17 protein-coding genes are annotated in these 14819 nt (G+C 41.3%); 3 read left to right on the top strand and 14 right to left on the bottom strand.

Translation table 11 applies throughout. The features are described from left to right. From coaE to Q8865_08695, 5 genes are all read right to left on the bottom strand, one after another. The coding region (gene coaE, locus Q8865_08675; GenBank protein MDP4153492.1) for a dephospho-CoA kinase at positions 1–447 on the bottom strand (447 nt) is incomplete at its 3' end. Positions 448–458: 11 nt separating this feature from the next. Continuing rightward, positions 459–1523 (bottom strand): L-threonylcarbamoyladenylate synthase, encoded by a 1065-nt coding sequence (locus Q8865_08680; GenBank protein ID MDP4153493.1) that lies wholly within the window; start codon positions 1521–1523, stop codon positions 459–461. Next, entirely contained in the window at positions 1523–2281 is a 759-nt protein-coding gene (locus Q8865_08685; protein ID MDP4153494.1) for a ZIP family metal transporter, read from the bottom strand. Before Q8865_08685 ends, Q8865_08680 begins: the two co-directional genes overlap by 1 nt. A 16-nt stretch (positions 2282–2297) precedes the next feature. Beyond that, positions 2298–3371, bottom strand: a complete 1074-nt coding sequence (prfA, locus tag Q8865_08690) for a peptide chain release factor 1 (GenBank protein MDP4153495.1) — start codon at positions 3369–3371, stop codon at positions 2298–2300. Between the two features lie 44 nt (positions 3372–3415). After that, positions 3416–3607, bottom strand: a complete 192-nt coding sequence (locus Q8865_08695; GenBank protein ID MDP4153496.1) for a DUF951 domain-containing protein — start codon at positions 3605–3607, stop codon at positions 3416–3418. 123 nt (positions 3608–3730) lie between these two features. Here Q8865_08695 and Q8865_08700 point away from each other — a divergent pair, with 123 nt between their 5' ends. Then, entirely contained in the window at positions 3731–4105 is a 375-nt protein-coding gene (locus Q8865_08700; GenBank protein MDP4153497.1) for a hypothetical protein, read from the top strand. Positions 4106–4158: 53 nt separating this feature from the next. Then, positions 4159–4656 carry a hypothetical protein gene (locus Q8865_08705; GenBank protein ID MDP4153498.1) on the top strand — a complete coding sequence of 166 codons (498 nt, stop codon included), beginning with the start codon at positions 4159–4161 and terminating at the stop codon, positions 4654–4656. Between the two features lie 309 nt (positions 4657–4965). Here Q8865_08705 and Q8865_08710 read toward each other — a convergent pair whose 3' ends face one another. From Q8865_08710 to Q8865_08720, 3 genes are read right to left on the bottom strand one after another with little or no spacing between them, the layout of a single operon-like run. After that, a complete protein-coding gene (locus tag Q8865_08710; GenBank protein ID MDP4153499.1) occupies positions 4966–5628 on the bottom strand; it encodes an HAD family hydrolase in 663 nt (220 codons plus the stop codon). Between the two features lies 1 nt (position 5629). After that, a complete protein-coding gene (locus Q8865_08715) occupies positions 5630–6505 on the bottom strand; it encodes a UTP--glucose-1-phosphate uridylyltransferase (protein ID MDP4153500.1) in 876 nt (291 codons plus the stop codon). 5 nt (positions 6506–6510) lie between these two features. Continuing rightward, positions 6511–6996 carry a QueT transporter family protein gene (locus Q8865_08720; GenBank protein ID MDP4153501.1) on the bottom strand — a complete coding sequence of 162 codons (486 nt, stop codon included), beginning with the start codon at positions 6994–6996 and terminating at the stop codon, positions 6511–6513. A gap of 168 nt (positions 6997–7164) precedes the next feature. On the opposite strand from Q8865_08720, the gene Q8865_08725 reads away from it, so the two are divergent. Next, complete coding sequence (locus Q8865_08725) at positions 7165–8928, top strand: S-layer homology domain-containing protein (protein MDP4153502.1); 1764 nt, start codon at positions 7165–7167, stop codon at positions 8926–8928. 92 nt (positions 8929–9020) lie between these two features. On the opposite strand, the gene Q8865_08730 is transcribed toward Q8865_08725, so the two are convergent. The 6 genes from Q8865_08730 to rimO form a co-directional block, all read right to left on the bottom strand. Beyond that, positions 9021–9752 (bottom strand): YebC/PmpR family DNA-binding transcriptional regulator, encoded by a 732-nt coding sequence (locus Q8865_08730; protein MDP4153503.1) that lies wholly within the window; start codon positions 9750–9752, stop codon positions 9021–9023. Positions 9753–9846: 94 nt separating this feature from the next. After that, positions 9847–10704, bottom strand: a complete 858-nt coding sequence (locus Q8865_08735) for a YitT family protein (GenBank protein MDP4153504.1) — start codon at positions 10702–10704, stop codon at positions 9847–9849. Beyond that, positions 10697–11128 carry a ribonuclease III domain-containing protein gene (locus Q8865_08740; GenBank protein MDP4153505.1) on the bottom strand — a complete coding sequence of 144 codons (432 nt, stop codon included), beginning with the start codon at positions 11126–11128 and terminating at the stop codon, positions 10697–10699. Before Q8865_08740 ends, Q8865_08735 begins: the two co-directional genes overlap by 8 nt. A gap of 70 nt (positions 11129–11198) precedes the next feature. Continuing rightward, positions 11199–12611 (bottom strand): cysteine--tRNA ligase, encoded by a 1413-nt coding sequence (gene cysS, locus Q8865_08745; GenBank protein ID MDP4153506.1) that lies wholly within the window; start codon positions 12609–12611, stop codon positions 11199–11201. A gap of 79 nt (positions 12612–12690) precedes the next feature. Then, positions 12691–13230: a CDP-diacylglycerol--glycerol-3-phosphate 3-phosphatidyltransferase gene (gene pgsA / locus Q8865_08750; protein ID MDP4153507.1), complete on the bottom strand. Its 540-nt coding sequence runs from the start codon at positions 13228–13230 to the stop codon at positions 12691–12693. Positions 13231–13244: 14 nt separating this feature from the next. Further along, the gene (rimO, locus tag Q8865_08755) at positions 13245–14576 is read right to left on the bottom strand and encodes a 30S ribosomal protein S12 methylthiotransferase RimO (protein MDP4153508.1); all 1332 of its coding nucleotides are present in this window, start codon (positions 14574–14576) and stop codon (positions 13245–13247) included. Between the last annotated feature and the right edge of the window lie 243 nt (positions 14577–14819).

A 14819-nucleotide genomic window follows, 5' to 3' on the forward strand; every position in this document is an offset into this window, starting at 1 on the left:
ATTTTCTTTAATATTGTCACGGTCTAATATCCGACTTTTCCTAAACTCTTTATCAGCTTTTATAAAAACCATAGCATCACACGGATAGCCGCTTTCGATAAGGGCTGCTGCATCTATGAATACAGCTTTGAAACCCTGTTCTTGATATTTCTCCTTTAGCCTGTCAAAATGTTCAAGAATATATTTGTGAGAAATTCTATTTAAAAGTTTTAGCTTTTCATCATCAGAGAAAACAATTGACCCAAGAGCCTTTCTGTCAAGTTCACCGTTTTTGACTATTTTGCCCCCAAAAGCCTCTATTAACTCATTTTGAAGTGAATTGTTTTCCTTTAACTCCTCGTGTGCAATCCTGTCTCCGTCAATTACAGGATATCCCTTCTGCTCAATATACGAGCAGGCTCTCGATTTCCCCGCGCCGCTTTTGCCGGTTATTCCAACTACAGTCATTACGTTCACCCCTAAACGTCAATAATGTTAAAACCCGCGGCTTTTATAAGACGGTTATAGACTGCAAGCCCGATACCCGTTTTTTCGGGACAGCGCGCATATATTACTTCTGTATCTGTATCATCGAAACCACGAAGCACATCAAAGAGATTATGTGCAAGTGTAGACGGCTCGTCCCGCTTGCCGTAAGAAACGCATACAGTATCACTAAAATAATTTTCTTCTCCGTCAAAGCACATAACGGAAGCATTGCGGCCTTGTTTTTTAGCCTCATGCAGTTTTGACTGTATAAACGGGATCACGTCATTATCGTAACCCCTAATAACAAGCACCTTCGCTTTTGGCGCATAATGTCTGTATTTCATTCCTGGAGCCGCAACTTTTTCGCTGTCGCTAAATTTTGATAAAACCGCTTTTGAAAGCTCAACATGTCCAAGTACCGCTTCAAGCTGTGTCAGAGTGATGCCGCCCGGTCTTAATAAAACCGGGACATCACCAGCAAGTGACACAACGGTAGACTCGACACCGACATCGCAAGTGCCGCCATCCACGATCATGTCGATCCTGCCGTCCATTTCACTCAAAACATGCTGAGCTGTTGTAGGGCTGGGCTTTCCCGATATATTTGCGGACGGCGCCGCAATCGGCACACCGGAAACTTTTATAATTCCCCTTGCCACAGGATGAGAAGGAATCCTTATCCCTATAGTATCAAGCCCGGCAGAAACAACATTCGGAATAAGTTCTCTTTTCTTAAGCACAACGGTAAGTGGTCCGGGTGAATATGCCTCAAACAGTTTGTACGCCGACTTCGGCACATCCATGCATACTTTATCGACTTCACTGGCATCTGCAAGATGAACAATGAGAGGATTGTCCTGCGGACGACCCTTTGCGACAAAAATTTGCCTGACCGCATCTTCACATAAAGCACTTGCTGCAAGCCCGTAAACAGTCTCAGTAGGAATTGCAACGACCCCGCCCGAAGCAAGCGTTTGCGCAGCCTGCTTTATATAATCATATTCCTTTTTTACATCTGTTATTTTTAGATAAACCGTTTGCATTTTTACACCCATTAATCAAAAATATTTGTAACAATAATTCCAAGCATCATGCCAAGAACAGCACCCGCATAAGATGCCGGGCTTATTGCCCCCGCTGTAGGAATCAGATCGCAAAATGATATGTACAACATGGTTCCCGCAGCCGCGGCAAGACATATCGCAATAACAAGCGGTGAAATGGTCCCGAGTATTACGCCAAGCGCAGCTCCAAGCGCCATCGGAACCCCAGAAAGAGCCGCATAGAATGTTGCTTTTCCTACACTCATACCCGCCCCAATCATCGGTGCGGCCATTGCAGTTCCTTCAGGTATATCGTGGAAGAAGATCGCGATAGCAATCGATATTCCAAGCACTGGTGAAACATCAAAGCCGCTGCCTATTGCAAGACCTTCAAACGTATTATGCATTGCGATTGCAATGCCGGTAATTATGCCCGTCTGCATAAGATTTACCTTTTTACTTCTATACTGCGGTTCCTGTCCCCGTTCCATAATATGCTGTATTACAGCGGCAAACATAACTCCTGCTATAACGCCGACAATACTTGCCGATAAAAACCATCTTTGATTCCACATTTTAGCCGTATCGAATGCGGCTGGAAGCAGGTCAAAAGCAACAACCGCCAGCATTAGGCCAGCGGAAAGCTGCATAATAAACCCCAAAATGTCATTTTTCTTTACGTGAAACGCTGAAGCAAATAAACCACCTAGCCCCGTTCCCACAATACCTGTGGCGACGCTAATCAGGGTAATGTTCATCAAAGTGTCCATTGGCACTTCCCCTTTATCAGTCGTTTGCCTCTCCCTTCAGCCTTTCCGCCTGATCTGCGGTGATAAGCGCGTCTATCATTTCGTCTAAATCACCGTTCATAAATGCCTCAAGTTTATATAATGTAAGTGATATTCTGTGATCTGATACACGTCCCTGCGGGAAATTGTATGTCCTTATTCTTTCACTTCTGTCTCCTGTACCAACCTGAGATTTTCTTTCGCTCGCAATCTTTTCAGTCTGTTCCCGAAGTTCTCTTTCGTAAAGCTTTGTACGGAGAACTTTCATTGCTTTATCCTTATTTTTATACTGGCTTCTCTCATCCTGGCATTCAACGATAATGCCTGTAGGAATATGTGTGATTCGAATTGCAGACTCTGTTTTGTTGACATGCTGTCCGCCTGCTCCGCTGCTTCGATAGGTGTCTATCTGAAGATCTACCGGGTTTATATCAACCTCGACCTCTTCTGCTTCCGGCAGGACGGCAACAGTAACTGTGGAAGTGTGAACACGACCAGAACTTTCAGTTTCAGGCACACGTTGAACACGGTGAACGCCGCTTTCAAACTTAAGACGGCTGTAAGCGCCCTCACCAGTTATTTCAAAGCTGACTTCTTTAATCCCGCCAAGTTCGGTTTCGTTAATATTCAAAACCTCAACCTTCCAGCGTTTAACTTCTGCGTACATGCTGTACATACGGAAAAGACTATGCGCAAACAGAGCCGCTTCTTCTCCTCCGGCTCCTCCGCGAATTTCAACGATAACGTTTTTATCATCATTAGGATCACTTGGAAGCAGGAGGACTTTAAGTTCTTCAGTAATTGTAGCTATATTTTCTTTACTTTTTAAATACTCCTCCTCAACCATATCTTTGAAGTCTTTTTCAAGAGTGCCGCTCAGCATCTCTTTTGCCTCATCCATATTGTTTTGAGCCTGTTTATATTCCTTATACTTTTCTATGATAGGCGTTAGCTTTTTATGCTCACGCATTAAATCTCTGAATAAATTTTGATCTCCTACAACTTCGGGATCAGCTAATCTTGACCCAATTTCATCATATCTCTGTTCGACCTGTGCAAGTTTTTCCAGCATACGTTTTTCCTCCAATTTTTATTTTTTTAAAAAGGTAAACGCAGCTACAGTTTTTCCTCTTCTGCAAGTATCTCTTTTATATTTTTTTCGACTTTTGTTCGTGGCAGCATAACAATATGGTCGCACCCCTCGCACTTTATTTTGAAATCAGCGCCGATCCGTAGTACAGACCAGGTAAAACTTCCGCAAGGATGCGGCTTTTTCATTTTTAATCTGTCACCAATCTTAATATCCATGTTATCTCACTCATTTTATTTACTGTAATATATTATTATACCACAAAATGCTCATTTTGCCATACATATATTCCTATCCCTCTTGTAAAAATAGATTTAGAATAATATTTAAGAAGGATTGTTATGAACAGTGAACTCATATGCAATTTCGATAGCATCGACAGTGCTGAAAACTGTGCTGAATCAATAAGAAATATATTTGGCAGGCGTCTAAACATCTCTATCCTGCCCCGTGGGAAACAGCCGGATTTTAATATAAAAGAAATCGTAAATGTCGTTCCTCCAGTTACTTACGTAAATAACGGAATCTCAACACAGGAGGAAAATTACGGTTTTCCTTTAATCCCCTATTTTGACAGCCGAGCATACAATCCTGATATAGTGGCAGAAAAAGCACACGGCGCAAAGCTTAGGATAACCGGAGGCATCGATGATGTAAATGGAGCACATTCAATTATAATTAATCGTGGCGGCAGCGGAATTTCAATTAATGTTTAATTCTGTTAACTAACTATAACTGCTTCTCATATTCTATTATGAGAGGGATCCTTATGACTATATTGTTATTTTTCTTCGTTATTTTTGCCGCATACCTTGAGAATTTTTCGATTGGACTTGCTTTAGGCCTCAATGTCAGGTTTTCGCCTGAAAAATTGATTTTAGTTTCCGCTTTTTCGCCAATAATAGCGTGTACAATAAGAAATCAAAGTATGATTACTCCTTATTTTAATACCATAAGCGTGTCGTGTCTTTTATTACTTGCGACGCTTACATACATAAACATCTTTAAAAAGAACCGTTTTATAAACTCAGCTTTACTTATTTTAACTGGCTTTGCGCCTTTATCAAATTCATATTATGCATCAGTCATTTTATTTGAAAAAGGATTTTGCATTTATATTATTATGTTGTCCTGCGTTATAGTTTCAAGTATATTATTTCTTAGTGGAAACCGTATTACCTACATATTACTGAAAAACAATCCTGAAGGAATGGGTTTTCTATCAGTCATTTTGTATTTAATACTTGCTACAATCCATATAATATAAAAAAAAGCCCGAAACCGGGCTCTCAGACTGCCGAAAAATTACACGCACCACAAAAGCAATTTCATAAAGGTTATAAGACAAATGGAAGCATCAGGTCGTAAACGTGATCTTCTAGGTTACGGTTTGTAAACCCAAAATGGCTCAAGCGTCCCCATATGGGGCACTTTTGCTTACTTCAGAACAGGCGCCCTGCTGTATCTGCATACAGCAACGAGCGCCTGTTCTTCGTCTGCCTGTCTTTTCGAGCGTCTGTCAGCTTGTCGAAAACATAGTTTCTCGACAAGCTGGCCGCCCGTAACCGGGCCTTTCTTATATTAGCTTTTCACATAAATCTTCCATATTGGAAAAATAGAAATCGGCACCCTTGACTTCAAATTGCTGCCTTGTTGTAAACCCCGTCAACATTGCCCCAAAATCCACACCGGCATTTTGAGCTGTCTGCTGATCAGTAAGGCTGTCGCCTACATACAGGAATTCGTCTTTCTCGACCCCAAACTTTTGCAGAACATATTCAATGCCTGCCGGATCTGGCTTGCGTGTCGACAAATCGTCGCCCCCAATTACTATTTCAAAGCAACTGCGAACTCCGTATTGTCTAAGCGGATTAGTGATTTGACTGTGAGGCTTCAAAGATACAATTGCTAACCTCATTCCCGCGCCACTAAGGATTTTTGCGCCTTCAGCCACTCCAACAAAAAGTCTGCTCGTATCCGGAATAATCTGTCGGCATTCACCACGATAAAATTGGAACATTTCCATTAAACGTTCTTCATTCTGCTCGCATGTAAGTGAACGTATAATTTCATAGCCGAAAGCCCCTATATATGGTGAAATCTCCTCAAAAGTCCTTTGCGGATAGCCATAGGTCTTTAGGGTCAAATTAAGCCGTTGCGCAATTATTTTTGCCGTATCTGCAATAGTCAAATCATAATCAAATGAAATAGCTTTATATTTTTTGCTATTTTTTCCCATATTAAAGTGTTTTTGAAAGCTCTTTTAAGTATTCACGTAATCCTGCACCTGTTTCCTCATGCTGCAGACCAACCTCGATGTTTGCTTTAAGTATCTCCAGTTTGTTGCCCATATCATAACGTCTGCCAATGAAATCGACGCCTGTCATTCCCTGTGTGCGGGCAACAGTTGCCATTGCATCTGTAAGCTGGATTTCATTTCCCGCGCCAGGAGCTGTTTTCTCAAGTATATCAAAGATATCAGGAGTCAGTAGTACACGTCCAAGTATTGAATAAAGCGAATATGCTTCAGCCATTGACTTCGGCTTTTCGATCATATCAGTGACATTATAAGTCCTCTCTTCAAGCTTTTCAACTTTAAGTGAAGAATACTTCACGACATACTCCGGGGGAACTTCTTTTATGCCGCAGCACATTTTGCCATACTTTTCATATGCGTCAATAAGCTGTTTCGTTACAGGAACATCGCCTAGGATAACATCGTCACCGTAAAGAACCACAAATGGATCATCGCCGACAAAGCTTTTAGCACGGGAAACCGCATGGCCTAAACCCTTTGTTTCCTTCTGACGAATAAAAGTGATATTTGCTAAGTTTGCGGATGCCTTAACCTGTTCAAGCTGTTTCAGTTTTCCTTTTTGTTCAAGAGCCGCCTCCAGTTCAACACTGTGATCGAAATGATCCTCAATTGCACCTTTGCCGCGGTTTGTAATAATAAGAATATCCGTAATTCCGGCATTTACTGCCTCACGTACGATATACTCAATAGCCGGGATATCAACGATCGGAAGCAGTTCCTTCGGAACGGATTTGGTAGCAGGAAGTACCCTAGTTCCCATTCCTGCTGCGGGAATAATTGCTTTTGTGACCTTTTTCATGAATTTCACACCTTTATCTTATTTTTATGTCTTTCTAATACAAGTAACAGCGGGAGCCCGATAACATAACATGCAACGAGTTCTCCTGCGCCGACCTGAAGAGCAACCAAAATATAAGGCAATCCATTTGTTACATTCGTATATGCGTAAGTCAAAACTGCCCCAACAATTACAGCGTTGCATATCACAGGAGGAAGGGGGACTAAATATTTGTTTTTTATCCTTGAGGATATAAACGCTGCGATAAGTGTCGCCAGCGATCCAAATATAATGTCGTATATGTTTCCAGTAACAAGATTAGCAATCAAACAACCAATAAACAGACCTGGAATAGACGCCGGGATAAAAAACGGCAATACAGTTAAAGCCTCTGATACGCGAACCTGAGCTAATCCATAGCTGAGTGGCGCAAACGCCAAAGTAAGCCCTGCGTACAACGCTGCGATAAGCGCGCCATAAACGATATAGCGCACCGTGAAAACCCTTTTCATTCTTTTTTCCTCATTTCGTAGTTTTATTTATTTTGCCCAAAAAAGGCAGGTCAGGATATTGCGAACTGACCAAAGATAATTTTACCATAAACAAAATAATAATAAAAGTGGTTATTTGTACTAGTTGACTATTTTGGTTATAATGTATATTATTATAGATATAAACCAATGAAAAAGAAGGAAAGGGATACAAAAGTGAAGAGGGCTGTAAGTTTTTTAATGGCAATTGTAATGCTGATTTCGCTGATGTCGTTTATGGGTACAGAAGGATTTGCAGCGTCAGATGATTGCAAAATAATAAGCGTGCGTTACCCGCTTGACGCAACGCTAACGAGTAGTAATGTCGCTATTCGGGTCGCTCCCGCTGCCACCTCAGTATTTGTTGATGTCCTTGTTTCACCTGGCGCTACCTGGAAACTCTATAAAGACTCAAGACTTAATGAAGTTATCCCCGATTGCACTGTCCGCGATTTGAATTTTGGCAGTAATGTGGCTTATATTCAAATTACATCTGCCGACGGCAATAATTCAAAGACTTATTCTGTAGATATACAGCGCTCAGAAAACACTTCTACTTACATAAAACAGATTAACTACCCTGAAAACGCACTGATAGCTGGAAATTTTATTTATGCTGAAGTTCCGAATGATACAAGCTTTATTACATTTGATGCTTATGTATCAGTTGGAGATACATGGCTGCTATACCAAGATTCCGAGTGTCTTATACCCGTGGGAAGAGGCATTGGTCTTGCGGAAGGTATGAATGTATTTTACTTAAAAGTTTATTCCAGCACACTTGGTACATATAGAATCTATACATGTAATATAGTCCGTAAGACTGATAAAGCCGATGCTTATGGGCCCGGGAACCTGCCTCTTTATTTGACGCGAGGTTCAAGAGGCAATATGAAAATTGCCATAAGCGACATTCAGCTTCAACAGATGATTATGAATACCCCATTTAAGAGTGACGGCAGCAAGGATATAGTTGTCGATATGTCTAACGTATCTTATAAGGATGCATCATACGTAACTTTGCCCGGATCTTTTTTCCGTCAATACGGAAACTATACCATGACATTTAAAACACCGTATGGCATTGTAAAGCTCCACGAGCAGACAACCCAGCTTTCTGTTACAGACCAGTTTGATTTTTCATTAACCAGTGACCATATAATTGATATGTCAATCAACAGTGTTACAGCAGGACAGTCTGAATTAGGACATAGCTTTATATTAGGCTTACCTTATCAGTTACAAGATGGACAAGACCCTTCCTCTGTCTATGGACTAATGGTTAACTCCAGTGGTAGAAGAACTATTTACCCTATTTCTGAATACAAAGATGGTTATTTATATGTAGCAAGCAGACTTACAGGTCAGTTTGATATTGAAAGCAAAGTGAACGAATTCAGCGATACAGTTGGTAAATGGAGTGAAGCGCCTGTAAAGTTTATGGCTTCAAGGAATGTCATTTTAGGTGTCGGTGATAATCAATTTGCTCCTGATGCAAATATTAAACGCTGTGATTATGTACTGATGCTGCTTCGTGCTTTCAATCAGAATACCTCTAATTTCACTGGGCCATATTATACCTCAGGGTGGAATCTTGCGAAGGAACTTGGCATTATGAAAGATATCCCGGATGAACCTGAAGGTCTGATAACCCGTGAAGAGATGTTTGCAATTACTCAAAAGATGCTTTATAGAATGGGATACTATTCAGAAACCCCATCTTATGCATGGTTAAACGTTTTTTCTGATAAGGATAATGTTTCTGCATTTGCAATGGATGGCATATGTATTTTAAAAGCACATAACTTGATTTACGGTGCTGACAATAATATGCTTTATCCTCAAAACAATTCAAAACGTTCAGAAGCTGCGCAATTCTTATATAATATAACAAACGCTATTATTGGAAACTGAAATAATATAAGCTGAAAATTATAAAGACAGCAGACAAAAAATTGTCTGCTGTCTTTTTTAATGTTGATATAGAAATGGCGATAAAGTACAAATTATTCGCCGTCATTTTCCCAATTGTGCCATACATTCTGAACGTCGTCGTCATCTTCAAGCATGTCAAGCATTACACGCATTTTATGAGCTAGTTCCTCATCTTCAATACGGACATAGGTCGACGGAATCATCTCATTCTCAGCCGAAATAAAATTATATTTCTTTTCTTCGAGGGCGTCCCTTACCTGCGGCAATTCACTCGGATCTGTATAGATCTCAAACACATCGTCTTCTTCATTAACGTCGACAGCGCCGGCATCGAGAGCGTCCATCATTATCGTGTCGCCGTCAAGCCCATCCTTATCAATGACGATTACACCCTTTTGAGCAAACATCCAGCTTACAGAACCAGTCTGACCGAGGTTCCCACCGTATTTATCGAAATAATGACGCAAATCACCTGCGGTTCTGTTCCTGTTATCAGTCAATGTTTCAACTATAACAGCAACTCCGCAAGGACCATAGCCTTCATAAACAATATCTTCGTAATTATCCTGATTGTCCGCGCCTGAAGCCTTTTTTATCAGACGTTCAATGTTATCAGTCGGAACATTATTTGATCTCGCCTTAGCGACAAGATCACGCAGTTTAGAATTGACAGCCTGGTCTGGTCCGCCTTCTTTAACAGCCATGCTGATTTCACGACCAATTTTTGTGAAAATCTTTGCGCGCTGCGCATCGGTTTTCTCTTTTTTATGCATGATATTTTTCCATTTGGAATGTCCTGACATCGGAAAACCCCCATTTTTATGTAGCTTATATTATTTTATCACAAACTATATATATATTTCAATCAAAAAAGGCTATGTATTATAGCCTTTTCTTTTAAATAACCTCTTTTTGTTTAAATCCTTGTCCCAAGACTTCCGTGGCATCGGTAAATATCATAAACGCATGGGGATCTAATTCGCGGACTATACTGCGCACAGTATACATTTGATATTTTTTAAGAGCAATAAGGAGAACTTTTCTGTCTTCGCCTGTAAATTGACCGGTACCGTGAAGCATGGTTGCGCCTCTGCCTATTTCTAGACTGATCTGGTGCGCGATTTCCTCGCTTTTGTCCGAAATAATATAGATCAGTTTAGCGAAATCAAGGCCATTCAATATTGAATCGACCACTTTTGATGAAATATATAATGTAATTACCGCATAAAATCCGCTCTCGATATTTTTATATACGATAGTCGAAATGGTTATTACAAAAATATCAATAATCAATACAAGTTTACCCATTGAATAATAAGGCAATCTTACTTTTATTATGCGTGCAAGCAGGTCGCTGCCGCCGCTTGTTCCGCCGCGAGAAAATATAAATCCAAAACATACACCCATTATCAGACCGCCGAAAATCGAAGCTAGAAGGCGGTCGCCAGTATATTTCGGTATAAATTTTATAAAATCAACGCCTATGGAGATGAATACTGTAACTACAAGCGTCTTTATAAAAAATACTTTTCCGAGCAGTTTACGCCCCCATACGAACAGGGGCGTATTTATAATAAATATCGCCGTTCCTATCGGGAAACCTGTCAAATAGTTAAAAACAGTTGCAAGTCCGCCCGCCCCTCCCGGGGCAATATGGTTTGGCGCAAGAAAGACATTGATAGCAATCGCATACATTATACCGCCGGCCACAAATATTATATAATCCAGTACTGCGGCCACGCGTTTTTTATTCAATAAGTTCACCCCCGGCTTTTTGTATCTCAGTATTAGTATGGTCAAGAATTATCCCAATTAATTCATTCATACGTGATTGATTTCCGTTTAGATACAAATAGCCGAATAAAGCTTCCAGTCCGGTTGCTCTGCAATGAGTCACTGGGCTGCTGCGTTTTACTGGGGATAATTTAGCGTTTCTGCCTCTCATGTATACTCTTTCCTCTTCATCCGAAAGAAGCGGCAGTATCTTTTCGACAGCATCGCTTTGAGATTTTGCATTTACTATCGAAGTAGCCATTTTATGAAGCTGTGCACTTGGAAGACCATAATTCGTTATAAGATATTCCCTAACAAGCAATTCATAAACAGCATCGCCGATATAAGCAAGAGATAGATTTGACGGCGCACAAGAGGCCCCGTCTTTCGAAGTTGTTTGAAGCATTTCCCTTCCAATAAAAGCTGCATAATTAATATGCGCCGCCGCTCTTTACGGCAAGTGGCCCGCCGAATTACTAATCCTTTTTTATCATTGTTACCTTGACGCCCTGCGGTGTATCTTCAAGCATGATACCTTTTGCCGCTAGTTCGTCTCTTATCGCATCTGCAGTTTTAAAATCGCGTGACGCGCGAGCAGCCTGACGTTTTTCAATCAGAGCTTTTACCTCGTCGTCAACTGATTTGTCTGCTTGATTCTGGCATAGATTTAATATACCGCAAAGTTTGTTGAATAACGTTTTTGCACTGTCTAAAAATTCTTTTGAAGGCTTATTCTCCGTATTTGCAGCACTATTTATTTCGCGTGTTATATCAAAAAGAGCGGCTATTGCGTCGGCAGTGTTGAAATCATCATCAAGTGACGCCATATAATTTTTTTCATACCCCACAAGCTTTTCCATAGCGGCTTTTTCTAAGTTGCTCATTTCCTCGTCTTTAGCGTTCTTAAGAAGGAACTCAATATTATTCAGGCAGTTATACAACCTGTCTAAAGCCGCTTTGGACTGCTCCAGCGTCTCCGCGCTGAAATTAACAGGACTTCTGTAATGCGCTGAGAGCATAAAAAATCTTATCGGCTCGTATCCGTACTTCTCAGCGATTTCGCGGACAGTGAAAAAGTTTCCAAGAGATTTAGACATTTTACGGTTGTCCACATTTATATAAGCATTATGCACCCAATATCGTGAAAAGATTGCATCGTTTGCCGCTTCACTTTGGGCAATTTCATTTTCATGGTGCGGAAAAGTTAAGTCCTGACCGCCGCCGTGAATGTCAATGGTCTTTCCTAAATATTTGTTTGCCATAGCTGAACATTCAATATGCCATCCCGGCCTGCCGTTTCCCCATGGTGACTCCCAAAACGGCTCTCCCTCTTTATATGCCTTCCAAAGCGCAAAATCCATTGGGTTTTCTTTATGCTCGCCAGGTTCCACACGTATCCCGGCCTCGAGATCCTCTATAGGCATATGCGACAGTTTCCCATAGTCCTTAAAACGGTTCGTCCTGAAATAAACATCCCCGTCGGCAGCATAAGCATACCCTTTGTCTACAAGAGTCTTAATGAGGGCAATTATCGCCTCCATATTCTCTGTTGCTTTTGGATGGATCGTGGCTTCTCTTACACCAAGCCCTTTTGAATCTACAAAATACTCACCGATATATTTTCCCGCAAGCGCTTTAACAGTAGTTTTTTCAGCAGCGGCACGGTTAATCATTTTATCATCTATATCAGTAAAATTCTGTACGAACGTTACTTTATAGCCTTTATATTCTAAATAACAGCGAAGCGCATCAAACACTATCAGTGGGCGGGCATTCCCGATATGGATGTAGTTATAAACTGTAGGACCGCACACATACATGCGGATAGCGCCATCCTCAAGCGGCGTAAATTCTTCTTTTTTTCTGGTCTCGTCGTTATATATCTTCATTTAAAACTCCATTCACCGCTAAGAAGCTTTGCGGTTGCCGCCTCTTGCCGGCGAGCGGCGCGCCTAATATCTAACAATTTTATTTGCTTTCGCCTATTACGCTCCAGTTATTTTTAAGATAATCATACCCGCTGTAAGCGGTAACCAATGTGGCCGCAAGCAGAACATATACGCCTATTTCAAAAGGAGCGCTGACATAATCTGCAATTATCACTATTATAATAGCTAATATCTGCATTGTTGTTTTTATTTTTCCCCAGCTGCTTGCCGCAATAACAACAGATTTGCTTATAGCTACAATACGCAAAGAGGTTACAATAAATTCACGCGCTATTATTATCACCGCAAACCATACATTGCAAAGTCCGAGCTGAACAAGTCCAATAAGTGCTGCCGCGATCAGCAGCTTATCTGCCAGCGGATCAAGAAATTTACCCATCGTTGTTACAAGGTTGTATTTGCGTGCTACATACCCGTCAATCGAGTCGGACATAGCGGCAAGTGTAAATACAATAAGTGATACAACGCGGCTGTACGGGACGAAATCATACATTAAAAACAACAAAAATATAGGAACGAGAATTATTCGACCAATTGATATTTTATTCGGAAGGTTCATGTCAGTCCCTCACTTTACAATTGTATTTCGCCGAACAGATCATACTCCACAACTTGCGTTATTAATACATCGATAAGTTTACCCTCTTCGAGCTTGCCCTTGCTTGTAAAAAACACTTTGCCGTCAACCTCAGGGGCGTCGGATGAAGTCCTCCCGAAAAACGTCTCGGCATATCTGTCATAGCCTTCAACAAGTACCTTCTGAACAGTGCCGACTTTTGAGGCATTTTTTTGATCCACAATACGTGCAGCCTCCTGTTCGATAATGTCTTTGCGGCGTTTTTTCTCATCCTCGCTCACATCATCTTTAAGCTGTGCTGCCGCAGTGCCTTCTTCAGGCGAAAAAGTAAATACGCCGACACGGTCAAACTCTGCAGTTTTGATGAACTCCACAAGCTCTTTAAAGTCACTTCGTGTTTCACCCGGAAAACCTGCAATGAATGTTGTCCTAATAACTGCTTCCGGCATAGACACCCGGATTTTTGATATAAGTTCTAATATGTCCGCTTTAGTCTGTCGCCTGTTCATAGCTTTAAGTATTTTATCGTTTGCGTGTTGAAGGGGTATATCGATATATTTTACGATTTTAGGCTCTTTAGCCATCACCTCAATAAGCTCGTCGCTGACTTCGTCCGGATAAACATACAATATCCTTATCCATTTGAGCCCTTCAATCTTACAGAGTTCGGTCAAAAGCTCCGGAAGGCGGCGGTGTCCATATAGATCGAGGCCGTATCTCGTTGTATCCTGTGCTATAATATTCAGCTCAAATACTCCGCTTTCCGCAAGTTTTTTAGCCTCGTCAACAAGCTCCTCAAACGGGCGGCTGATGTAATTTCCTCTTATAAGCGGAATCGCGCAGTAACTGCACCTGTTGTCGCAGCCGTCTGCGATTTTCAGATAAGCCGTATAAAAAGGAGTAGACAGCATACGGTCGCCGCCAAGACGGTATTCTGTTACTGGTTTAAAATCAGCATACTTTTCTTTTCCCTCAAGCGCCTTTTTAACTGCCTCTGCTATGTTTTCCTTGCTTGCTATGCCGACTACCGCGTCTATTTCAGGCATTTCTTTCAATATTTCATCCTGATATCGCTGTGCAAGGCACCCTGAAACGATCAGCGCCTTGATCCTGCCCTCTTCCTTTAGTTTTCCGATTTCAAGTATGTTTTCAATAGCCTCTTCCTTAGCCGCTTCAATAAACCCACAGGTATTGATTATGACAGCGTCAGCCTTTGAAGGCTCATTCTCTATCGTATATCCTGAATCTTTCAAAATAGCAAGCATAACCTCGGCATCTACCTGGTTTTTACTGCATCCGAGAGATATCATTGCGACTTTTCCGCTCATTTGGTTCTCCTTATATTACCCTTTTGTTTATCGTTTTATTATACTATATAAACTAACTAAATAAAAGAGTGAGTCTATAGCGTTCTTAAAAATTCTTAGCTGAAATAGTTACCCCCCGGCAAAGCCGGGGGTTCTTCATATGCGGGCAAAGCCCTGTTTTTCTGGCGGCGCCTCAAGGCGCTGGTACGGTCTGCCACTTGCAAAAGTGTGTTACTTGCTACCCGTAAACGGGTCTACGTACTC

It is taken from the genome of Bacillota bacterium, from assembly GCA_030705925.1.
Classification (GTDB): Bacteria; Bacillota; Clostridia; order Oscillospirales; family Feifaniaceae; genus JAUZPM01.

Coding starts and splice junctions, on each gene's coding strand:
- Q8865_08730 (MDP4153503.1), bottom strand. CDS start 9,752: ATGTCAGGACATTCCAAATGGAAAAATATCATGCATAAAAAAGAGAAA.
- Q8865_08695 (MDP4153496.1), bottom strand. CDS start 3,607: ATGGATATTAAGATTGGTGACAGATTAAAAATGAAAAAGCCGCATCCT.
- Q8865_08725 (MDP4153502.1), top strand. CDS start 7,165: ATGAAAAAGAAGGAAAGGGATACAAAAGTGAAGAGGGCTGTAAGTTTT.
- Q8865_08720 (MDP4153501.1), bottom strand. CDS start 6,996: ATGAAAAGGGTTTTCACGGTGCGCTATATCGTTTATGGCGCGCTTATC.
- pgsA (MDP4153507.1), bottom strand. CDS start 13,230: ATGAACCTTCCGAATAAAATATCAATTGGTCGAATAATTCTCGTTCCT.
- Q8865_08710 (MDP4153499.1), bottom strand. CDS start 5,628: ATGGGAAAAAATAGCAAAAAATATAAAGCTATTTCATTTGATTATGAT.
- Q8865_08685 (MDP4153494.1), bottom strand. CDS start 2,281: ATGGACACTTTGATGAACATTACCCTGATTAGCGTCGCCACAGGTATT.
- Q8865_08715 (MDP4153500.1), bottom strand. CDS start 6,505: ATGAAAAAGGTCACAAAAGCAATTATTCCCGCAGCAGGAATGGGAACT.
- Q8865_08705 (MDP4153498.1), top strand. CDS start 4,159: ATGACTATATTGTTATTTTTCTTCGTTATTTTTGCCGCATACCTTGAG.
- Q8865_08700 (MDP4153497.1), top strand. CDS start 3,731: ATGAACAGTGAACTCATATGCAATTTCGATAGCATCGACAGTGCTGAA.
- rimO (MDP4153508.1), bottom strand. CDS start 14,576: ATGAGCGGAAAAGTCGCAATGATATCTCTCGGATGCAGTAAAAACCAG.
- Q8865_08680 (MDP4153493.1), bottom strand. CDS start 1,523: ATGGGTGTAAAAATGCAAACGGTTTATCTAAAAATAACAGATGTAAAA.
- prfA (MDP4153495.1), bottom strand. CDS start 3,371: ATGCTGGAAAAACTTGCACAGGTCGAACAGAGATATGATGAAATTGGG.
- Q8865_08740 (MDP4153505.1), bottom strand. CDS start 11,128: ATGCTTCAAACAACTTCGAAAGACGGGGCCTCTTGTGCGCCGTCAAAT.
- cysS (MDP4153506.1), bottom strand. CDS start 12,611: ATGAAGATATATAACGACGAGACCAGAAAAAAAGAAGAATTTACGCCG.